The following is a 22048-nucleotide window of genomic DNA, read 5'->3' as shown; positions in this document are numbered from 1 at the left end:
GAGATAACCGTGTCCGCCGCTCAGAACGCAAGCCATAACCCAGCCGCCATTTCCCAGCCTTGAAAAGCAAACCCTCTTCCGCCTGGTCAGCCGAACGCTCCGAAGAACTGTACGGCTTCAAACGCTGGGGTGCCGGCCACTTCGGGGTCGATACCGACGGACTCGTCACCGTGCAGCCGCTGGCCGACGCCCGCTCCATCCGCATCCTCGACGTGGTCGATGAAGCCCTCGAAACCGGACTCAAGGCCCCGATGGTCATCCGTTTCCAGGATTTGCTGCGCCACCGCGTCACCCAGCTCAACGACCTCTTCCGCCAGGCCATCAAGGAGGAAGGCTACAAGGGCGAGTACCGCGGCGTCTTCCCGATCAAGGTCAACCAGCTCCGCGAGGTCGTGGACGAGATCATCGATGCCGGCAAGGGCTACAACTATGGCCTCGAAGCCGGCTCCAAACCCGAGCTCATGATCGCCCTCGCCATGCACGAGGGGCACAACCGCCTCATTATCTGCAACGGCTACAAGGACCTCGACTACATCCGGCTCGCGCTGATCGGCCGCAAGATCGGCAAAAAAATCATCATCGTGGTCGAGCAGCTTTCCGAGGTGGATGACATCATCGCCATCGCCGGGGAAGTCGGCGTGAAACCCATGATCGGTTTCCGCGCCAAGCTCCAGACGCGCGGCGAGGGCAAGTGGTCGTCCTCCACCGGCGACAACGCCAAGTTCGGCCTCAACACCGCCGAAATCCTCTTCGCCTGCGAAAAACTCCGGAAAGCCAAACTCTCCTCGGCCCTCCGCCTGGTGCATTTCCACATCGGCTCGCAGGTGCCCAACATCCTCACGATCAAGAACGCCGTCATCGAGGCCTCCCGGTTCTACTGCCAGCTCCACAAGATGGGTTTCCCGATGGGCTACCTCGACGTGGGCGGCGGCCTCGGCATCGACTACGACGGCTCGCGCACCAACTACGAATCATCGATGAACTACACGATGGCCGAGTACGCGCGCGACGTCGTCGCCAACGTCCGCGACATCTGCGACGGCGCCGGCGTGCCCGTGCCCGATCTCGTCAGCGAATCCGGCCGCGCCGTCGTCGCGCCGCACTCGATGCTCGTCGTCGAGGTGTTCGAGCGGATCAACAAGCGCGAAACCCTCGGCCGCCAGCACCAGCCCAAGGAAAAGCACAAGGTCGTCACCGACCTCGAAACCCTCCTCCGCAACCGCAGCAAGCTCGGCAAGCAGGAACGCTTCCATGACGCGGTGCAGGCCAAGGACCAGGCGTTTTCGCTCTTCAACCTCGGCTACCTCGATCTCGAAAACCGCGCCGCCGCCGAGTCCATTTTCTGGCAGATCTGCGAACAGATCGCCGGCGAGCTCAACGAAAACGGCTACATCCCCGAAGACCTCCAGGAACTCAAGACGCTCCTCGCCGACCAGTACGTCTGCAATTTCTCCGTCTTCCAGTCGCTGCTCGATCACTGGGCGCTCAAGCAGCTCTTCCCCATCGCGCCGCTTCACCGGCTCAACGAAAAACCCACCGTCAACGCCACGCTCGTGGACATCACCTGCGACTCCGACGGCAAGATCAACAGCTTCATCGACCTGCAGGATACGCGCGATTACCTGCAACTGCACCCGCTCAACCACAAGCCCTACTACCTCGGCGTCTTCCTGACCGGCGCCTACCAGGACATCATGGGTGACCTGCACAATCTCTTCGGGCGCGTCAACGAGGTGCACGTCTTCCTCGAGGAGGACGAGCCCAACGGATTCTATGTCGAGGAGGCGCTCGCCGGCAGCCGCATCTCCGACGTGATCGAGGGCGTGCAATACCAGTGGGAGGAACTCTGCCGTCGCATGAAGACGCAGATCGACGCCGCCACGAAAAAGGATCTCGTCAAACCCCGGGAAGGCGTGCGCATGACCGAGTACTACGAGGAGCAGATGCGTTCCAAGACGTACCTCAACATCACCCGCTCCCGCCGCAAACCCCCCGGCGCGGTCCTGACGCCGAAAGCGAAAAGCCGGCGCGGGAAAAAATAACGGAGCGGCGGCATTCCTGCCGCTGCATTGGCCGGGCGGGTATTCGAATTGTGGAGACCATCACGCCCGGTGCGGCGCCGCGACGACCGCCTTCCCTGCACTGTGGTGCTGTACAGGGCGAGGCGCGTCGCGCCTCGTCGCAGCGGCAGGTACCGAGGCCGCAGGCCGACAGCCTGCCATGCCGCCGCTCCCTCACTCCGCCGCCGTACTCCCGTCCACGATCCGCAGCCAGACGAGGCTCTCGCGTTTCTGCACCTTCTCCTTGCCGTCGGCAGCCCGGCTCGCCTCCTCCCGCGTGAGGCCGCCGAAGACCATCCATCGACCCGCCGCCATCTGCGCGCGCGAGTCCACTTCCGACGACGCAAACACCCCCTGCACCCCTTCGCCGGTTTCGACAAAACCCGAGAGCACCGCGTGCCACACATTGAAGGCCACGTCGTAAGAGGGCTGTGTCTGCGCAGCTTCTCCCGCGTGGTCCCCTGCCGCCGCCGGCTCCACCCGCCGGGCAAACGCGTACAGGCGTGTGCCCACCTTGCGCGGTGTGCCGGCCAGCGGCACGCCCGCCGGCGTGCGGTCGATCACCGTGACCTGCTCCTGCCCCGCGGCCAGCCCCGGTTGCAGCCGCACGCGCAGCCGCAAACCCGCCGCCAGCATTTCCGGCGTCGGCGCGGATGGCGGCTTTTTCCCGTCAGCCCCGTCCGCCGCCTCCCGGTTGACCAGCAGCGCCTCCAGCCAGAACGCCGGCCCGCCCCACTTCTCGCCCTCTTTCGCGAACCGGCTGGCAAAACGCTCCAGCGTCACCGGCGGCCCGGCAAACGGATCGGCCGCCGCCGGGTTTCCCGCCGTCTCGCCGCCGGCCGCCCTTGTTTCCGGAACCGGCAACAACGCCAGCACGCACATCCCCCACAGCGGGGCAATTTTCAGTTTCATGCCGAAAAGCCTGCGGTTGACCGCCCCCTTCATGCAAGCTCTCCATCCGCCCGCTCCGCATGCGGAAAAAAACACCGCCTGCGCCCGCATTTTTTCGCAAAACCCGCTTGCACCCGCGTGACGGCAGTATCTGGTTAAAGGCGTTCGCCGATCAGTACCGATCAGTAAAACTCGTCAAAGTCTGGGTCAGTTGTGTTTCAGGTCTGAAGACGTCGGGATTGTTGCGAGAGTCTTCCGTGTTTCCGTCAGTGAGTGACTGCAAGGACGCCGGGTAAGGACCAGGCGCTCCTCCAGGCCGGAGAAAGAACGCAGAGGCAGGCCGCCCCGCATGCCTGCGCGCGCGGCTCCGGCCGACGGGGACGGGAAGAGGGCACGCGTTATGCATTACCGACGTCGGGTCACCATCAACCGCAACCGGTGCATCTGCACCAGGTCAGGAAACTTCATCACTATTATGAAACTCTCCGATCTCCTCGCCTCCCGCAAGACACTCATTCGCCTCGCCACCCTCGCCAACATGGCTTGGGCCTGGCAGACGATCAGCCGCTTCGCCGGCCGCATCGCGGTCGCCCGGTTGCAGGGCATCGTGCGCCTGCAAGGCGGTCCGGAAGACGACCCCACCCAGGCCACGCTCACGGCCGTGACCGGCAGCCAGTCGGTGATCGAGGAACATTTCACGGACGGCGATATCATGGAAATGGCCGAAGCCGTCTTTCTCGCCACCGATGGCGGGGAGCACGACATCACCTTCGCGCTCGAGGAATTCGCGGAGCATTTCCTGCCGCCGCTTCGGGAGGCGTTTACCCGGGCCCACGTCGCCATCGATCTCGACGAATCGCCCACCGGATACCAGCCGCACTGAGCGCTGATTCCGGTTTTACACGAAGATCGCAAAGAACGCGAAGATACTGAAAAACAAACCGTTGTGTCCTTCGTGATCTTTGTGTAAAAATCCCGAAACCTTGAGATGCCGATAGTATCCGCGTATCGGGCAAAGCGACAGCCTGGCAGATCCGGAAAACTACCCTGAAAAATTGTGCGCGGAAGCGCATGATTTCCCTCGGTGTCGATGCGTTCCGGATTCAACCCGGGATGGCCACAAAAAACACAAAATTTCCTTCTGTCCGACGAGAATCTCCCGCGCGCTTATAAGCGCGATGAAGGATTTCATGCGCGGTGTGTTTTTTCGTGTTTTTCGTGGCCATTCTTCTCCCTTCGGTTGCGGCACAGCCGCCCCAGGTAACCCGTGGTCAAAAACGTTTTCGGCGGCGACGCGTTCCCGTAAAAAGGTCCGGAAACCCGAAGCGCCGGATTTCACCCGCCGCCGAGCGCCTCGCGCAAGGCGGCCAGTTCCGTGCGCAATCGCGTCACTTCGGCCTCGAGCGCAGCCAGCCGCTGCTCCGTTTCCGGCGGCAAGGCGGCAGGCGACGCTGCGGCTGCGCCTGGCGAAAGGGTGATCCGGGCAGCCGGCATCCCGGCGACATCCGCATCGCTGCCGGAAAAATCGGTGCCGACGCCGGCCGGTTCTCCGGTGAGCAGTTGCGCCCAACGGGCTTCCTTCTGCCCCGGCTGGCGCGGCAAACGACGCACGAGTGGACCGGCCGGACGCGCCGCCATGTCGGCCAGCAACGATTCCACTTCGTCCGCGCCGGAGAGTGGCGGGTGCATCCTCGCGGCGCGGGTGCGCAACTCGGCCGTGGTCTGCGGACCGCGCAGGAGCAGTTCGGCCAGCACCGCCCGCGCCGCCGTTTCGAGCGGGTACACCAGGTCGAGCGTCTGGCGAAATTTCGGCACGCGCGCATCGGCGCCGGCGAAAAGCGCCGCGAGCCGTTTTTGCCGCAAGCCTTCCAGCGCCGCCTCCACTTCGGAGGCCGAAACCGTGAGGACCGGGGCGCGGTTGTTGCGCTGGTTGCAGGCGTTGACCAGGGAGTTGAGCGTCAACGGATAGACGTCGGGCGTGGTCAGTTCCTTTTCGATGAGGCAACCGAGTGCCCGCGCCTCGAGCGGGGCCAGCGGCGGTTCGGAAGGGAGCGCGGCTGCGACTGCCGGCGCCGCGGCAACGTCGGGGGAAGGATCGGCGGGCAAGGAATCGGCGGGCAAGGGCGTGTCGGCGTTCATGCCCGCGATAGTCGCGAGGCGCGCCGGGGCTGCGCAAGCGGCAACGAAACAAAGGCGGGAAAGGAGGCGTAACCCGCGTGATGTCCAACCGGAGCGGCGGCGTCCTCGCCGCCGCTCCGGAAAAACCGGTCAGCGGCCGGTGGGGCGGCCGAGTTCGCCGAGAAGCCAGGCGCGGGTGCCTTCCTGCTGGTTTTGCGCCTCGATGGTTTCACTCAGGCGCTGGCGGAGCGTGGCGTCGTTGCGCGTTTCGGCCGCGAGCAGTCCGGCTTTGTCCGCGGTGGCGGAAACGGCTGGCTTCGGGTCGGCTGCCGTTTCGCTGGCGGCTTCGGCCCCGGCTGCCTTCGCTGCGGCGATCCGTTTGCCGGAATGGTCCACGAGTTCGGCGTAGGCGGCGAGGATGAGATCCTGGCGCCCGATGTTGATACGGGAAATATGGGCGAGGCGGGCGAGGTCCTGGCGGACGGCGCCGTCGAGATCCGGCCGCAGGAGCGCCTTGTACGCATCGACGGAGCCGGAGGGTTGCACGAGGGTGTTGTTGGCGTTGTCGAGGATGCGCTTGGTGTTGGCGCCGATGATGGGGATTTCGAAGCCGTCCACATAACCGACCGTGCGGGGAAGGAAGGGGACGACGAAGGGCGGCGGCGTGACGCCGATGACAGAGGGAAGCCAGTCGCTGAGTTCGGTGAACTTCGTATTGCCGGCTTTCGACGTGATGTAGTGGAGGAAGTCGATGGCGCGTTCGCGGTGTTTCGAGTCGCGGTTGATGCCGAAGGTGAGGCCGACGTTGGTGGCGGCTTCGGAGGGGAGGCCGAGGACGTTGCGACCGTACTTCGAGTGGGAAGGCGAGGGGATGGGGATGTCGAAGACCTTGATTTCGAAGTCGGCCTGCTGGCGGAAGGAGGGAGCGTCCCAGCTGCCGGTGGCGATCATGAGAGCGTGGCTTTGCAGGAAATAGAAGGAGGCGTCCTCGCGGGTGATGGACATGTAGCCGGGCTGGAGGAGGAGGCCGACTTCGCGGTTGATGGTGAAGGCGTCGGTGATGGCGGGGGTGTCGAGGGTCCAGTCGCCACGCAGGTAGCTGATGCCCACGTCGGCGGCCTCGGATTTCATGGAATAGTTGCGCAGGGTGGCGCGGGCCATCTTCTGCGTCTGGCTGGTGACGAATTTCTGGATGAGCTGGGGCCCGTTGGCCTTGGAGCCGGCGACGGGGATGACGTCCACCTTTTTCTCTTTCGCGTAGGTTTCGACCCGGTGGCAGACGTCGAGAAATTCGTTGAAGTTACGGGGCGCGGGCGTGTCGCCGAGAATGCGTTTCCAGAGGGAGACGTTGTAATAGACGCGGACGGTGAACATGGACATGCCCACGCCGTAGTATTCGAGGAGGTTGGGGCGGTAGGCGAAGCCGCCGGTGAGACCATCGACGAAGGTTTCGCGCCAGATGGTGTTCTCGAGTTCGGTGCCCTTGTTGTAGGGGTTGGGGCGCTCGACGAGGTCGGAGAGGGGCTGGAAGAAGCGGGCGAGCATTTCGTCCTCGCCGGCGCTGAGGCGGCCGAGCTGGAGGATGTCGGTGGCGGTGCCGCCGATGAGCTGCGTCTGGATCCACTGGGCGTAGGTGCGCTCGGGGATGGCGAGCTGCTCGACCTTGACGCCGGGATGGAGCTTTTCGTAATCGCGGGCGAGCTGGTCGAGGGCCTTCCGCAGGCCGCCTTCGAGCTGCCAGTGGGCGAAGCGGATGATTTCGCCGCCGGAGGCTTCGGCGCGGTTGCGGGAGAAGACCTTGAAGAGGGCGAAGGTAAAACAGCCGAGGAGAAGGAGGAGGCCGATGAGGTTGGAAATGGAGGAGCGGTTCATTTGAGGGACAAGCTGCCGGAATCAGGCTTCGGCGGCGGGTGGTGCAGGCGGGTTGTCGGTGGCAGGTGGTTTCGAGTGGCGGGTTGTCGCGGCCAGTCCGGAGCGGACAGCCCGTCGGCGTTGCGGCTTTTCAGGCGGATTTTTGCGAAGGGGGGGCGGAGCGCTCTTCGGGCAGCGCGTCGCGGATTTCCTGGATCATGAGACGGCGGTTGTCGCGGAGGAACTCGGCGAGGAACTTGTCGCTGTACTGCCGGGCCACGGGGTTGCGGCCGAGATCGCGGGCGAGCTGCACAATGCTCACGTAGACGTCCGCACGTGTAATGGTGCGGCGGATACCTTCCTTCTCGGAGGCGAGGTAGTGGTTGAGGATGGAGGTCTTGTCGAAACGGTAGCGCTGGCCGACCTGGGCGAGGAGAAAGTGGAGATCGCGGCGGCTGTCGCTCGTGACGAGCTTGTCGGCCTGGCGCCCGTAGTCGTCGTAGAGGGCGCGGCGGCGGTCGTCGTTGATGTCGGGGGCGTAGAGTTCGATGATGCCGAGTTTGACGAGGGCCTGTTCGGCGAGGGGGTGGGAGGGGCTGAGTTCGCGGAGCTTGCGGTAGTGGGCGGTGGCGGCGGACAGGTCGGGCGGGGTGCGGTGGGCCTGTTCGAGCCGGCCGAGGTGATAGCGGGCGATCAGGCCGAGATCGTCGGTTTCGCCGGTCCTGATGATGTCGTTGAGCAGGCGGGCGGCGCGTTCGACGTTGGAATCGGTCTTGGGCTGGACGAGGAGGAGGGTGATGGCTTCGCCGAAACGGGCTTCGCGGCTGTCGGCATGGGTGAAGGCGGCCCGGGCTTCGCTGACCAGGCCCATCGACGCGGCGCGCCAGGCGTTTTCGAGATCGGGGCCGGCGGGGGCGTCGGTATCGGCGCGAAGCGCCTGCGTCCAGGAGCAGGCGGCGGTCAGGAAGACGAGAACGACAAGGGGTGTGCGGGAGCGCATGGTGAGGAAAACAGAAAACTCCGGTGTGCCGGAGGAGGGTCAAGGGGATTTTGCAGGTTGCGATTGTTTGCAGATCGCGGGGAGGGGCGGGGGGAGGGCGCCGGAGGCGTCGTTTCGCTTGCGGGTGACGCCCGGCATGCCTGTCATCCGGAGGCATGGAGATCGTATTTCTGGGCACGGGCACATCGCATGGCATTCCGATGATTGCCTGCGACTGTCCGGTCTGCACCTCGGAGGATCCGCGCAACCGGCGCACGCGTTCCTCGGTGCATGTGGTCATGGACGGGTTGCGCATCCAGGTCGATGCCGCGCCGGAGTTCCGCCTCCAGTGTGTGCGGGAGAACATTACCGATATCGATCTGTTCATCCTCACGCACGGGCACGCCGATCATGTGGTCGGCATGGATGACCTGCGGCGTTTCTGCGACCGGCGCGAGGGCCAGGCATTGCCGGTTTATTCGACCGACGAGGGGTTGTCCCGCGTGCTGGCGATCTTTCCGTACGCGATTGTGGAGCGTCCGGTGACGGCGGGTTATGCCGCCTTCCGTCTCGAGGTGATGCCGCCCGTGCTGGAGTTCCCGCAGGGCACGATTGCGGCGACGCCGTTGCCGCACGGGGGCGTCAACACCCTGGGCCTGGTGTTCACGGAGCGGAGCAGCGGGAAGCGGTTTGCTTACTACACCGATTGCAAGCGCGTGCCGGCGGCGGCGCTGGAGCTGGCGCGGGCGGCGGATGTGGCTGTGCTCGACGGCCTGCGTCCGCAACCGCATCCCACGCACATGAGCATCGGGGAAGCGCTGGCGGCCGCCGGCGAACTGGCGGCGCGGCGGACGTTGCTGACTCATATGGCGCATGCCGTGGAGCATGCCGCCACGGAAGCCTCCCTGCCCGATGGTGTGTCGCTGGCGTACGACGGATTGCGGCTGACGCTGTGACGGCCCGGCCGCCGTGCCCGGGAAAAGAGCAGCCGGAGCGGGGCTGGTCCGGGATCAAAAACGAAGCCGGTTCCGGCCCGCCGGAACCGGAAGGGTTTTTTATACAAAAAAATAACTGCGCGTTGACAGGACCGGCGCGGAGGAGGAGTGCTTTCAGCCTGCCGATGCAGACCTGACATCCAGGGAGCAACAAGAACTGTCCACCGGAGGGGGTCCGCGTAGGTGCGAAACCGCAATTCCGCGTCCTTTTTTCCGCATGGAGCATTACAATCTTATAAAAGACCTCGGTACCGTGCTGCTGGCCGGCGGCTTGGCCGGCATCATCTGCAAGCGGCTCGGGTTGTCTGCCATTGTCGGCTACCTGGTGGCCGGCATGGTGATCGGCCCGCACACGCCGCCGTTTTCGCTGATCGCGGAGGAGGAGCGGATCCGGGAGCTTTCGGAGGTGGGCCTGGTGTTCGTGATGTTCGCCATCGGCCTTCACCTGAGCCTGAGCAAGCTGGGCAAACTGGGCCTGGCCACGATCGGGGCGACGTTCCTCGGAGCGTTTTTCATGCTCAACTTCACGCTCATCCTCGGGCACTTCCTCGACTGGACGGCCATGCAGAGCATGTTCGTGGCGGCGATGCTCATGGTGTCGAGCTCGGCGGTGATCGCGAAGCTGATGCAGGAGTACAACCTCAATCACGACCGGGCGGCGCAGATGGCGCTGGCGATCACGATCGTGGAGGACGTGGTGGCGGTCATCATGCTGACGCTTCTCGTCAGCCACGAGACGGGCGGCGGCGGCGTGGGCGGCGTGGTGGGAGTCCTCGGTGCGTTTGTGGTGCTGCTGATCGGCGGCGGCCTGCTCCTGATGCCGCGCCTGCTGCGGCGTCTGGAGGCGAAGGGCGACCCGGAAATCCAGACGGTGGTGGTGGCCGGGTTGTTGCTGATCATGGCATTCCTGACGATCAAGGCCGGCTATTCGCTGGCGCTGGGTGCGTTCTTGTTCGGGGCCGTGGTTGCCGAGATGCGGCAGAAAAACGCCATCGAAAAATCGTTCGAGAGCATCCGTTATCTGTTCAGCAGCGTGTTTTTCGTCTCGATCGGCATGATGATCAACCTCGAGCAGCTCAAGGAGGTGTGGCTGACGGTGCTGATCCTGTGCACCTTTTCGCTCGTGTTCCGGCCCATCGCCTGCGGGTTCGCGCTCATCCTCGTGGGCATCTCTCCGCGGGAGGCCCGGCGCGGCGGCCTGTTGCTGACGCCGCTGGGCGAGTTTACGTTCATCATCGCGGCGGCCGGCATCGGCGCGTCGATCCTGCCGAGCACGTTTTATCCGCTGGCGGTGTCGCTCTCCGTGCTCACGGTGCTGGTGACGCCGATCCTCAACCGTTACGCGGAGCCGATCCTGAAATTTGCCGACTGGGTGGAGCCGCGGTGGGTGACACGCGCCATCACGGCCTATCACGGCTGGCTGAAACAGCTCCAGTCGCGCCCGTCGCCCGCGCTGGCGTGGAAACTGATCCGGGGCCGCGCCTTCCAGGTGGGCATCGAGGTGATGTTCGTTTCCGGGCTCCTGATCTTTTCCGGACAGATCCTCGCCGCGCTGGAAAAGTCGGTGGTCTCGGAATGGCTTTCCGAACGGACGTTCCGTTACGTCTTCTGGAGCGTGATCGGCATCGCGGTGCTGGTGCCGCTGGTGGCGGTGTGGCGCAATCTTTCCGCGATGGCGCTGATCCTTGCCGAGGCGCTCGGTGGCACGGGAAGCGACCGCAGCCTGCCCAAGCGCGTGCTCGAGCACGGTTTCAAGGGCGCCGCCGGGCTGGGCATGCTGTACTGGCTGTACGCCATCCTGCCGGTTGCGGCGCTGCCGGGCTGGGGCTGGGCGGTCATTGCCTGCGTCGCGGTGGTGCTGGCGGTGGTGTTTTCCAACCGGCTCATCTACTGGCACAGTTCGTGGGAACATTCCGTGCAGGAAGTGCTGGCGGAGGATTCGCGCCGGCCCGAGGAGGTGCGTGCGGATGCCCGCGTGGCGCTGGACGAGAGCCTGGGCGCCTGGAAGCTGCGGCTGGAGGAATGCGTGGTGCCCGACGCCGCGAGCTACGCGGGTCACACCCTGGCGCAGCTCTCCATCCCGGCGCGCTTCGGCTGCTCGGTGCTGGAAGTGGAGCGCAACGGCCACCTGATCACCGGGGCGGGGCCGGACCTGCGGCTCTATCCCGGCGACAAGATCCTGCTGCTGGGCGCGCGCGAATCGCTCGATGCGGTGCATGTGTTTTTGCAGGCGCGCAAACCGCACGCATCTGCCGACGACGAGTTTGGCGGTTCCGTGCTGGAGACATGCGTAGTGCCGACGACGTTACGGGGAGGGCGGACGTTGGCCGAATGGCAGTTCGCGCGGGATACGGGCGTGCGCATCGCGGGTATCCGGCGGGGGGGCGAGCAGATCCTCACCCCGGGCGGTTCGCAGACGCTGGAGCCGGGAGACGACCTGCTGGTGGTCGGCTCGTTGGGCGAGTTGCGGGCGTTCCGCCAATGGCTGAAAAGTGCGGCCAGCCCGGCTCCGGTTGCCGAAGCCGGAGGCGCGACGGAAGTGGCGACTGCCGGTTAGGGAGTGTGGAGAGGCACGGCCAGGCCGGCGCGGGTTGATCCGGAGAGCTTCCTGCTGTCCGGGCCAACTTCGGCTTGCCGCCGCCGCCCGCACATGGCCTCTTTGTCGGCGTGCCGTAGGGCACCTGCCAAGATGCACCCGTAGCTCAGTTGGATAGAGCATCCGCCTTCTAAGCGGATGGTCGTGGGTTCGAGTCCCGCCGGGTGCGCCAGGGTTTTTCAGACCAAGCCACATCACGCTTCCTCCTTTTTTGGAAAAACAGTCACATCGGAAAAGGAAGAAACGCGCCCAGCGTTTCATAAATCAGCTGGCAGGCGGCGGCGCGCGGAAGAGGTTCGGAGCAGCGCAGACCGAGAGCGCGCTTGGCGGATTCGAGGGGATGTGTCGCCAGGTTACGCCCGCGAAGGATTGTCCGCAGTTTTGCGGCAAATTCGGCCAAGGTGACGATGGTGGATGATTCCGGATCGTCCGCGGGCAAGGCATGGACGACCGTAGAGGCGGCAAGGGAAGCGTCGTGTGCACCGGCTCCGGCGAGAAGACTTTCGAACGACTTCACCCAGCAGGTCGCCGTGGCCGGGGTCAGCGGTGCATGGGGGCGGGCATCGTAGGTGGCAAAAAATCCCTTCGTTCCGAGGTATTGCACGGCGGGTATCCACGGTTCGGGCGAGGCAGGGTCCACGTCGTTGAAAAACGAGATCATCACGCGGCGGTCGGCGAGTCCGCGCAGGAGCTGATCGGGATCGAGTGCGGCGGGGGTGGTGTCATGTTTTTGCGCGAGCGCGGCGGCGAGGCCGGCGGCCTCACCGGTTTGCATCCAGACGGGTTCGAGGCGTATTGGTCCCCAACCTACATGCGAGGCGGAGAGCGCGACGGGAACGAGGAGATTGTCCAGACCTTGGGGCAGTAGCGTGCGGTAGGGGACTTGCGCAGGGCGCGATTCTTCGGCGAGGAAAAAAATGCCGTCGGGATGCGCTCCGGGACCGGAACTGCGTTCGAGGCAGGCAACAGAATCGATTGGCCAGTCGGTGGTAGCGATGCTGTCGGGGTGAACCGGCGTGCGTGCGTTGGCATGGATGCGGGCCAGGGCGGGAACGGGAAGCGCGTCATGCTCGGTGAACACGTAACGGCCGACGAGTCGGCGGGCTTCGCGGACGTAGATTTCGTAGGGGAGGTTTTGGTTGTCGATGAACTCGTCGGCGGCAAGGCCGTAGTCTTTCCAGTAGTCGCGGTCGCATTCGCGGGCGGCGGGATCGTTTTGGTAAAACCAGAGGAGGCTCAACATGGTGTCGAGGTAGTGGCGCGAGATGCGTTCGCGTTCGGGCCAGTCGGCGGCGGGGTATGCGTTGTGCGGACCGATGAGGCGTCCGCCGTTCCAGCCGATTTTTTCGTTGGGGATGTTGGGAACGACGTTGGGGCGGTCGGCAATGACGTTGGGCAGGCTGGGGACGTAGCTGCCGTTGCCGGCTTTTTTGTGGGCGTCGGGGTCGTAGTTTTTGGGTTTTTCGATGGGGATGCGGTTGGCCGGATTTTTGGTGAGAATGAGTCGGTAGTTGTAGGCCATGACAGCGGAGTCGCCTTCGCCGGTGCTGTCTGGCTGGCGGAGGGGGCCGGTGGCGTGGGGGAAGCTGCGGAGGTTGAGGCGTCCGGCGACAGCGTCTTGCGGGAAACGGGTATGTTCGGGTGTGTGCGGGCGTTCCGTGGAGTAGATGACGCCGGCGTGGGGTTCGTTGTAGTGGGAGCGCGGTTCGCGTCCGATCTGACAGGGCGCGCCCGCGGCGGCGGCGAGGTCGCCTTCATAGGTGGCGTCGGCAAAGGCGTGGGCGGTGATGCGGAGATTCTGTGGCGCGGGCGTCTCGCCCGCACCACTTTTCGGATGTAGTTCTGTTATCGTTACAGAGACGAGGTGCGTGTTTTTGCGTTCGGCATCGGATACGTAAAAACCTTTGAGCACGGTAAGATTTTTTTCACGGGCGACCATTTGCTCGAAGAGCATTTCGGCGACGCGAGGTTCGACCTTGGGGCGTTCGATGTGCGCGCGGCTGTCGGGATTGGGCAGTGCGGCGCGGTGTTGCGGCGAGTTTTCGCCGTAGGTGTTGCGGTAGTATTCGGCGGCTCCTGTAATCATCTCGGCATAGAGCGGGGACCGCAGGTAATCACATGGCGTTTCCCAACCGCCCGCACCGCTGGTGATGAAGCCGCCGAGGTGTTGCGTGTGATTGACGAGCACGACGCGCAATCCTTCACGAGCGGCGCGAACGGCGCAGGCGATGCCGCCAGGCGTGCCGCCGATAACGGCGAGGTCGCAAGACTCGGTAATCCTTTCGGGTTTCATACTATTCATGATCAGATTTATTGGACATGGTCATTCCGGGCATTCCAGATAACCGACAGGCGTTGTGCTAGTAGATGCCCCATCACGGCATGGCCGGAGGGTGAAGGGTGCAGCAGGTCGGTCGAAAGGAGCGTGATATCGGGGAGCAGGTCAGCTCCTTCGATGATGTGAAGATCAGGATCACCAGCGTTGGCGACGAGTTCTCGAAGAGCAGCGTCGAAACCGCGCATGCGCTCAAAAATCTCATTTACGCCACGGGCATGGTGAGAACCGTTGCGGAAGCAAGTGATGAGCACAACCGGCTTGTCCGGATGTCCGGCACGCAGCGTCCGGATGAAGACTCCGGCCCGGCGTCTGAAGTCGTCGAGGGTGAAACAATGCCGCATGTTTACGCCCAGTTCAGCGGTAATGATGCGGATATTTTTTCCCGATACGAAATATGCCGCCGCCTCGGGTTCGATATGGCAGGCACCGGCCAGACCTTTGCCGAAAACATCCCAGTGAAGAAGGCGCGCGGCGTGATAGATGTAGCCGGCATGGTGTGCGTGAGTGATCGACGATCCGTAGGCCAGCCAACTCATTGACGGCTTTTCATTGGCGGCGGGGGGACGAACAGGATGGCCGAAGGTTTCTATGTGGTGGAACAGATAAGAGCCGCGTCCTGGTATGATGCGCCATACGCGAGGAGAAAAGCCCCCGGAGTTCAGGGCGTCGTCGGTCGCTTCCGCCATGCGTTCGGACGGAGTGAGATGAAGCGTGGTCGGGACTCCTTTGGGAAGGCGGTGGGCAGGCTGCATGAAGGGTGCCCGTTGCAGAAATGATCCCTGGAACACCGCAACCTCGCCATCGGCTTCCTCGCACGAAAGCGTGAGGAAAACATTGGTTGCGGGAGTGACAAAGCGGAGTTCCATGCCGCATGAGTCCGAGGCCACCATGCGACCGTGTTCGTTCAGGGCATGGCGGACTGTGACCGGATAACGCGGGAGTTGCCAGCCGTTGGCCCGGGCCTCGGGAAAGGCGTTGTGAAATTCGATATCAGGGAGCGTGGTCATCGATGTCGTGGGATGGTGAGGACGCAGACGGCTACGCGGGCATCAAAGAGACTCCCTGTTGTTCGAGAAATTCCTTAAGCGAGTTTACCGCGAGACTGGTAAGTGAACGATTGTGACGGCGGGCCAAGCTCAACGCGAAGCCGGCGCTTTCGCCGATGTGCATCCAGACGGGTTCCAGACGAATGGTGCCCCAGCCGACGTGGCTGGCGGAGAGGCAGGTGGTGACGAGAAGGTTGTCGAACTCGTGCGGGAGCAGGCATCGGAAGGGGATTTGCGCGGGACGGGTTTCGGCGGCGAGTAGCAGTTTGCCCTCGTGGTCGCTGCCGGGGACGGTGGCCGTGGTGCAGGCGTGGGAATCGAGCGGCCATTCGGTGAAGGCGATGGCATCGTCATGCATGCGACCTTCGAGAGCGTCATGCTCGGTGAATACATAACGGCCAACGAGGCGACGGGCCTCGCGGACATACATTTCCCAGGGGAAGTGATCATTGTCGCTAAACTCGTCGCGCGGCAGTCCCCAGCGGCGGGCTTCGTCGCGGATGCCGACGGGCACTTCGGTGTCGTTTTGCAGGAACCAGAGGAGACCGAGCGCGAGGTCGCGGTGGCGCTCCGCGATGGTCTGGCGCACGGGCCAGTTTGCGTCGGGGTAGCCGTGATTGCCACCGATGAGGAGCGGGGCGTTCCAGCTTGTTTTGTGATTGGGGAGTCGGTTGGTGAAACGCCAGCGGTCGCGCAGATCGAGGAAAATGTCGCGTTCGTAGCGCGCGGGTTTTTCGACGGGAATCGAGTTGGCCGGGTCGCAGGTGAGACAGACGCGGAAGTTGTAGGCTTGAATGGCGCGGTCGCCTTCGCCCGTGCTGCCGGGAAGCAGCGGGCCGCTCGTCAGCGGGAAATGGCGAAGGACGGGAGGGGGCGAGGAAGACGTGTCGGGCGCAGGTGGATGCGGGAGAGTTTTGGTGTAAATGAGTCCGGCGTGGGGTTCGTTGTAGTGAGCGCGGCTTTCGCGTCCGGTGGTCATTGTTGCACCTGCGAGCGCGGCGAGGTCGCCTTCGTAGGAGGCATCGACGAAGGTTAAGGCGATAATTGTCTGATGCGGGGTGGGCGGGGTGCGATTTTCAGAAAGGGGGGCAATGGTAACGGCGTGGATTAGCCGATTGTTACTCAAGGTATATTCAACGGAAACCGGGATTTTCCCGCGAATGAGTGTGATGTTGTCTTCGGCAGCAACGAGAGATTCGAAGGTGGATTCCGCCATATGAGGTTCATAGCCATGGGAACCAGATGGATAGTTCCCTTTAATGCGTTGGCGGATTTTGTCGAAGAGAGGGGATCGGGAGCCGTCATACAGTGTATCGAAAACTCCGAGACCGTTGCTCATCATTCCTCCGATGTGATGGTGGTGATGGACGAGCACGACGCGAAGTCCTTCGCGCGCGGAACGGATGGCGCAAGTTAAGCCGCCGGGTGTGGCACCAAAAATGAGTAAATCCGTGGTAATTGAGATCGGATTGGCAGGGGTCACGACGTGAGTGCAGCAGAAACGGGAATAGCGCTGCTGGACGATTGTTGTTGGTCGCAAATGAAGGTGGTTTCCTTCCACTGGGGCCAAGTGGCGTCGAGTTCGGCATGGAGCCGTGGAATATCGGATACAGGAACAGTGGCAAGCGGGAGGCGCATGGGGCCGAGATCAAGATCGAGTGCGAGGGCGGCGGCTTTGAGAGCGGCGAGTCCACCGAATCGTCCAAAGATCGAAATGCAGTCGATGAGCATGTCTTGCGCCCGCCGGGCTTCGTCAAGTTGACCATCATCCCAACACTGGAGGACTTGGCGGAGGAGCGGGCAGAGGATATTATAGGAGCCGCCAATGAAGCCACGCGCGCCCATGGCAAGCGCACCGAGAGACATTTCATCCTTGCCGTAGAGGACGGCGTAACGGCCTCCGTCGAAACGGAGAGCGCGACTGTAATCCATGAGATCAGCGTCGGTATATTTGATGCCGCCGAGCGTCGGGATCTTTTTCTGTGCTGCGGCGAGGAAATCGACGGCTTTGATTTTCAGTCCGGGCGAGGCGGAGTTGTGGTAGTAGTAAAACGGCAGCGCAGGCGCGGCGGCAGCAATGGCGGCAAAGTGTGCGACGAGCGCGTTCATGTCGCGCGCGGCGTAGGGCGAGGGTGTGACGGACGACACGCCACTCGCGCCGATTGCCTGCGCATGGCGTGCGAGGTCAATGGCGTCCATCGGACTGCCTGAGCCGACGTGGACGATCATGGGAACGTCGGCAGGGAGGATGTCGCGCCAGGCTTCAGCGATTTGTTTGCGTTCGGCGACAGTGAGGAGCTGGCCTTCGCCCGTGCCACCGCAGAGATAGAATCCTTGGGCACCGCGGCGACGAAGAATGTCTGCCTGGCGACTGATGAGCGCAGTGTTGAGCGTGCCATCAGCATGCAGCGGCGTGAGCGGAGCGACCATTCGGATGTCGAGTGTGTTCATTGGGAAAAGTGTTTGGTGATGGTTTAGCCGAAGGGAATCTCGGCGATGCGGGCGCACATGAGGTGCGACGCTTCAGGGCCACCGAAGCTGCGAGTGTGGTTGTGCAGGAAGTTGTAGCCGCTGTAGAAAAGCCACCAGGCGTTGTCGTGGCGGACGAGACTGCGGGCTGGCATAATGATACAACAATCGGCTTCGCCCTCGCGACCGCGCGGGAGCCAGGGCGTATTCCGGTAGGGTCGCCGCCAGGTGACGCCGTCATCCGAAAAACAAAGCTCCACGTCGATGGTCTGCGCGGCGCAACGGTAGTGGCCGAGCAAGCCCACCCTGCCGCGGTCCGTGTGCGTGACCGTGAGATAATAGAACTGGAGATCAGCCGGGTCGGAGGCGTCGGGCCGGATCTCGCCGACCGGGCCGTTCCATGTCAGCCCGTCGGCGCTGACGAAACGACGGATGAACCGTCGGTAACCGACGGCGTTGTCATAGGCGACATAGCCGGGGTCATTTTTGCCGCCCGGCATCGGCTCGACGACGGCGGTGTAGGCTTCGAAGCTGCCGTCAGGGAGCTGATAGACGGTGGTGGCGTCGTTGACGACTTCGTGCGGAAGCGCGGCGGGTTCGTTGGCGGGCCGCTCCGCGTGGAGGTTGCCCGCGACGGTGAGGCCGTGCGGCACGTCGTTGGGCGCGACGGCACGGTCGTGCGGGTGGTAGAAGCAGGCGCGGTGTGGGTTGATCACCATGTAGTGGCGACCGTCCGCACTGTCGGCTGCGAGGTAGCGAGTGACACCAGGAAATCGGGTCCAAAAGTAAATGCGATGGGCGCCGTCCTTGAGCCGGAGATGCTGGGGCTGGCGCGGATTCCATCCATCGGGGAAATTGCCGACCGAAAACGGCGCGGCGGTATCCGCCGGACCGGAGGAAAGGACGGCGCGCGTGTGCCGCATGGCCGCCGGCTCGCGCACGGGTCCGTCGGCGAAACAGATGTTGCGGCCGCCGTTCTCCTGGATGTCGAACCAGAGACGCCACTCGTCGCCGCTCCCGGCCGGCTCCGCATCGGCGCTGAAGTTGATGATGCGGCCGGGAATGGTCTCGGGAGAGATGATGTTTCCGAATTTTTCCCAAGCGGATGGAGAGAATGAGGACATCGGGTTTACGAACGAAGCGACGCGCGCCGGCGGCGCAGGCGGCAGGCGGGGACGGCCGCGCACAGGGCGATCAGCAGAACCACCGCCGAAGGCTCGGGAATGGCGACCGCCAGCAATCCGTCGCCGCTGAAGATGTTGCCGCCGAAGATGTCGTTGAGCTGGCTGGCGGTGTAAATGCCGGCGGTGGCGCTGACACTGGTGGTCTCGTTGGTCAGCGCGCCGATGAACTCGGTGCCGGCGAAACTCAGATCGACCGTGGAGTTGTTGGTGAAGAAAAGCGTGGCGGCGTCCGCGATGGACGCGGCGTTGCCCAGGAAGAGCGTGGCGGTCTGCACCCGGACGTTGCCGGTGCCGAAGTTGCCGGTGATGCCGGTCGCCATGATTCCCGCCTGGACTTCGGTGCCCCCGGTGTAGGTGTTGCTCCCGGTAAGGATCTGCTCGGCGGCTCCGGTCTTTTGGATGGCCAGGGTCGCATTGACGCCATCGGCGACGAGGCCGCCGTAGCTCGTGCTGCCGCTGGCCGCGTTGAGGGTGAGGACGCCATTTACGATAACGTCTGGGGTCGCATGCGTCTTCGTCTGCACCGTGCCGGAGGCACCGGCGAGGCTGGCCGCGGTGATACCGGTGGTCAGCGATCCGCTGGGCGTGGTGGCCGAGGTCGCATTCATCTGCGCGATGTTGAGCGTGCCTCCGTTGAGCGTGATGGTGTTCAAGGTGGCACTGGGCGTGCCCAGCCCGCTGCCGGTGCCGCTTCGCACGTTCAGGTTGAGCGTTGAGTTTGCGGCGATGGTGGTCGCGCCGGTGACGTTAAGGGACCGCAGGCGACCGGCCGCGCCGTAAATGGCTTCGCCAAAATTCAGCGTGCCGCCTTGCAGATCGATGCCGCCGATGACGAGGCCTAGAGTGAAATTGTTATCGCTTGTATGGCCACGGAAGGTCAGCGCGGCGCTACCTGATTTTGTCAGGGTGCCGTTGATGTTATAGGTGTAGGTGCCGGAGCCAGCGCGCCACAGCCAGTCTTGGTCAAGGGCAACGTTGAAATGGCGCACATGGCGGTTTACGTTGATGAGAACATCACCGTAACCCGATGGAGTGACGATGTCGTCGGTGGTGTCGGAGCTGGTCGACGATGGGGCCACGTTGCCCGCCCAGTTGGTGCCGGCGTTATAAGCGGCTCCGACTGAAGCGGTCCACTGGAAGTCCGCCGCCCGTCCGACGGTGGTTCCTGATACGAGAACCGAGGCAAGGGCGACAATGGGAGCCGCCCGATGGATATATGGTGTTTTCATGGTATGCGTTGATTTGGGATTGGGATGCCGGGGCCGGGATTCACAGTCGCTGGAGTATGCGGTATCTTTCCTTCATGACGGCTGAATGCTCAGGGCTTAACTTCAAGCTGGGTGATCGAATAAGGCTCGATTTTGATTTCGATTCGGCCGCCTTCGACTCGCGTGTTGCCGCTCGACTCAATCGGCGGCCGGGGCAATCCGGCCAGTTCCGGCCAGCGAATGCCACCGATCCGGACCACACCCCGGTCGCCCCAGGATGAAACATCCAGCGTCAAGGGCCGCGCCACCGCGCCGCGATTGACCAAAGTGACCAGCAGGTGCGCGCCGTCCTGGGAGGCGAGCAGGTCGAAGAGGGGGCGTTGCGAGGCGGCGGCGGGCGCGGTGATCCCGGTGGCGAGCATGTTGAGACCGGCGTGGCGGGAGAGTTGCTTCATGGCGTGGCCCGAGGGGCGCACCACGTAGCGGTCCCGGTAGATGTGTTGCTCCGGCAGGCCGGCGGGCGGCGTCTCGCTTTTTTTCCAGATACGGAAGCGACCGGTCTTCTCGTCAAAATACTGGTCGTAGGAAATCATGCCAAAAAAGGGCGACTCCAGATCGTGGAATGTGAGGTTGTCCATGTCGGGAACCTTCATGCCTTCCATCCAGTTGGCGGCGAAGAGCAGGCCGTGGGCGGGGGTGTGGATCACGTTGTGATTCCAGGTGTGATACTTGAAGACGCTGGTCTCGTTGCCCGACATCCTGATCTTGTCGAAGCCGGCCGAGCGGATAAGCTTCAGGTGCGCCTGGGTGTTCATCGCCCAGTTGAGGGTGCCGCAGATGAAGCGTTCGAGGTCGCGTTCGCCGCCTTTTTCGGGACGCCAGTGGTTGCCCCACGGGTAGTGGGCGGAGAGGTAGTCAACGTGATCGATGACGCCGTTCTTCGCCAGTTCCCGGCACAACTCGACGGTCCACTTGTTGCCGGTGACGGTGATGACGGCGTCGGGGTTGTAGGCTTTGATGACGGGGATGAACGCGCCGGCGATGGCCGCGTAGTTTTCGACGCTCAGCAGCGAAAAATCCTCGTTGCCGATCTCCCAGTAATGGATCGCGCCGGGGGGCAGGGTCGCCACGAAGCGTTCGAACGCGGCCTTGGCCTCGGGCACGCGGTTTTCCCCGTAGAGGGCCGGGTTTTCCGCTTTTCGGCGGTTGTCGGTGATCGGGCGAATCTCGCCGTCGGCGTCCTGAAAGAACTGGGTGTTGACCTGAAAGTTCATCTCGAAGCCGTAGGAGAGGCAAAAATCGAGCACGTCATTGAAACGTGGATACCACATGTCGCCATAGTAGGCGCGGCGTCCGGGGAACGCCTTGATCAGCTTCGCCAGGGCCTCGGGACCCTCGGTAAAATACTGGTGGGTGGGCATACCGCCGGGGAAGCGGAGCACGCGCACGCCGGATTCATGGAGCGCGGCGGCGAATTCGCGGCGGCGGCTGTCGGGGTCGCTCTCCGGCAGGGTGCCCTTGTAAATGCCCGCATAGCGGAACTCGGCGTTCAGGCCGAAGAGTTGTTCGGAGAGATGGGGCTTGGCGACGGCGGAGGTGATGACGGCTTCGATCGGGCTGGCCTCGGCCAGCATCTCCAGGACGGTGGGACGCGCCGTCACGATGATGCGGTCGAACTCGGCGTTGCCCGCCGCCTTGAACAGGCCGCACTCGACGCGGAAGGCGACGGCCCCGGGCGGCAGGGTGAAGGAGAGTTCATGGCTGTCCCAATTGCCGTCCTTGATGCGCTCGATCTCCTGCCACTGGTTGAGCGTTTCCTTGACGCGGAGCAGGTGCCCGTCGGCGGTGCGTCCGAGCGTTTGGCCGTCGGCGTCGAGGAAGCTGACCATCACGCCCGCGCCGCCCTGGTCGTCGCTCAGCACCTTGTGTCGGAGCCAGTAGGTGACGCGGTAGCTGCGCGAGGGTTCGGCGGGGTCAACCCGCACGGTCTGCGCCAGAAAATTCTCCGCCTGGCGCAGCCCGGCGGGCACCGTGACGGAGAGGAGGCTGGCGGATTCGAAGCCACCGGGGACGATCCTGGCCTCGACGTCAGGACGGACGTGCGGGATGTAGTGGCTGGCGCCGTCTTCGAAGTCTCCGTTTTTGAGGAGATTGTCCGGCAGCAGGTCGAACTTCGCGGCGAGCGCCGGGTCGGCGGGAACCTGTCCGGAGACGGAGCAGGCCAGCGGGAGCACGGCGAGCAGCGCGGAGCGGAGGAGGCACGAGGCCCGGGAGGACAAGGGACGGCGAACGGACATGAATGCGGTGGTGAGG

The 22048-nt window shown here is 63.8% G+C and carries 17 protein-coding genes and 1 tRNA gene; 6 read left to right on the top strand and 12 right to left on the bottom strand.

Going from position 1 to position 22048, the window contains the following annotated elements; all coding sequences use genetic code 11:
• Positions 1–59 precede the first annotated feature (59 nt).
• Entirely contained in the window at positions 60–2042 is a 1983-nt protein-coding gene (locus OPIT5_06660; protein ID AHF89946.1) for an arginine decarboxylase, read from the top strand.
• A 192-nt stretch (positions 2043–2234) separates the two neighbouring features.
• Here the strand turns inward: OPIT5_06660 and OPIT5_06655 are convergent, their stop codons facing one another.
• The gene (locus tag OPIT5_06655) at positions 2235–3005 is read right to left on the bottom strand and encodes a hypothetical protein (GenBank protein AHF89945.1); all 771 of its coding nucleotides are present in this window, start codon (positions 3003–3005) and stop codon (positions 2235–2237) included.
• Here OPIT5_06655 and OPIT5_06650 point away from each other — a divergent pair.
• Complete coding sequence (locus tag OPIT5_06650; protein ID AHF94154.1) at positions 2989–3093, top strand: hypothetical protein; 105 nt, start codon at positions 2989–2991, stop codon at positions 3091–3093. The two genes, OPIT5_06655 and OPIT5_06650, sit on opposite strands and share 17 nt — an antisense overlap.
• 333 nt (positions 3094–3426) lie before the next feature.
• On the top strand, positions 3427–3834 hold the full coding sequence (locus tag OPIT5_06645) for a hypothetical protein (protein ID AHF89944.1): 408 nt from the start codon (positions 3427–3429) through the stop codon (positions 3832–3834).
• A 220-nt stretch (positions 3835–4054) separates the two neighbouring features.
• Here OPIT5_06645 and OPIT5_06640 read toward each other — a convergent pair whose 3' ends face one another.
• The 4 genes from OPIT5_06640 to OPIT5_06625 all read right to left on the bottom strand — a co-directional run bounded on the left by OPIT5_06640 (position 4055) and on the right by OPIT5_06625 (position 7920).
• On the bottom strand, positions 4055–4177 hold the full coding sequence (locus OPIT5_06640; protein AHF89943.1) for a hypothetical protein: 123 nt from the start codon (positions 4175–4177) through the stop codon (positions 4055–4057).
• 109 nt (positions 4178–4286) lie between these two features.
• Positions 4287–5090 (bottom strand): hypothetical protein, encoded by an 804-nt coding sequence (locus OPIT5_06635; GenBank protein ID AHF89942.1) that lies wholly within the window; start codon positions 5088–5090, stop codon positions 4287–4289.
• 129 nt (positions 5091–5219) lie between these two features.
• Positions 5220–6941, bottom strand: a complete 1722-nt coding sequence (locus OPIT5_06630) for an ABC transporter substrate-binding protein (protein ID AHF89941.1) — start codon at positions 6939–6941, stop codon at positions 5220–5222.
• A gap of 130 nt (positions 6942–7071) precedes the next feature.
• The gene (locus OPIT5_06625) at positions 7072–7920 is read right to left on the bottom strand and encodes a hypothetical protein (protein AHF89940.1); all 849 of its coding nucleotides are present in this window, start codon (positions 7918–7920) and stop codon (positions 7072–7074) included.
• Between the two features lie 155 nt (positions 7921–8075).
• Here OPIT5_06625 and OPIT5_06620 point away from each other — a divergent pair, with 155 nt between their 5' ends.
• From OPIT5_06620 to OPIT5_06610, 3 genes are all read left to right on the top strand, one after another.
• Positions 8076–8855 (top strand): beta-lactamase, encoded by a 780-nt coding sequence (locus tag OPIT5_06620; GenBank protein AHF89939.1) that lies wholly within the window; start codon positions 8076–8078, stop codon positions 8853–8855.
• A 256-nt stretch (positions 8856–9111) separates the two neighbouring features.
• Complete coding sequence (locus OPIT5_06615; GenBank protein ID AHF89938.1) at positions 9112–11451, top strand: sodium/hydrogen exchanger; 2340 nt, start codon at positions 9112–9114, stop codon at positions 11449–11451.
• A 134-nt stretch (positions 11452–11585) separates the two neighbouring features.
• Positions 11586–11662, top strand: a tRNA-Arg gene (locus OPIT5_06610).
• Between the two features lie 51 nt (positions 11663–11713).
• Here OPIT5_06610 and OPIT5_06605 read toward each other — a convergent pair.
• The 7 genes from OPIT5_06605 to OPIT5_06575 all read right to left on the bottom strand — a co-directional run bounded on the left by OPIT5_06605 (position 11714) and on the right by OPIT5_06575 (position 22014).
• Positions 11714–13783, bottom strand: a complete 2070-nt coding sequence (locus OPIT5_06605) for a protein-xanthan lyase (GenBank protein ID AHF89937.1) — start codon at positions 13781–13783, stop codon at positions 11714–11716.
• Between the two features lie 17 nt (positions 13784–13800).
• Entirely contained in the window at positions 13801–14835 is a 1035-nt protein-coding gene (locus OPIT5_06600; GenBank protein AHF89936.1) for a lysophospholipase, read from the bottom strand.
• Between the two features lie 31 nt (positions 14836–14866).
• Positions 14867–16357 carry a protein-xanthan lyase gene (locus OPIT5_06595; protein ID AHF89935.1) on the bottom strand — a complete coding sequence of 497 codons (1491 nt, stop codon included), beginning with the start codon at positions 16355–16357 and terminating at the stop codon, positions 14867–14869.
• Positions 16354–17325, bottom strand: a complete 972-nt coding sequence (locus OPIT5_06590) for an N-acetylneuraminate lyase (protein ID AHF89934.1) — start codon at positions 17323–17325, stop codon at positions 16354–16356. The genes OPIT5_06595 and OPIT5_06590 overlap by 4 nt, the downstream gene beginning before the upstream one ends.
• Before the next feature lie 23 nt (positions 17326–17348).
• Positions 17349–18467 (bottom strand): hypothetical protein, encoded by a 1119-nt coding sequence (locus OPIT5_06585; GenBank protein ID AHF89933.1) that lies wholly within the window; start codon positions 18465–18467, stop codon positions 17349–17351.
• A gap of 5 nt (positions 18468–18472) precedes the next feature.
• Positions 18473–19756 (bottom strand): hypothetical protein, encoded by a 1284-nt coding sequence (locus OPIT5_06580; GenBank protein AHF94153.1) that lies wholly within the window; start codon positions 19754–19756, stop codon positions 18473–18475.
• A gap of 89 nt (positions 19757–19845) precedes the next feature.
• Entirely contained in the window at positions 19846–22014 is a 2169-nt protein-coding gene (locus OPIT5_06575; protein AHF94152.1) for a hypothetical protein, read from the bottom strand.
• Between the last annotated feature and the right edge of the window lie 34 nt (positions 22015–22048).

The sequence above is a fragment of the Opitutaceae bacterium TAV5 genome (genome assembly GCA_000242935.3).
Lineage (GTDB): Bacteria > Verrucomicrobiota > Verrucomicrobiia > Opitutales > Opitutaceae > Geminisphaera.
This window is presented reverse-complemented; position numbering and strand designations above follow the sequence as displayed.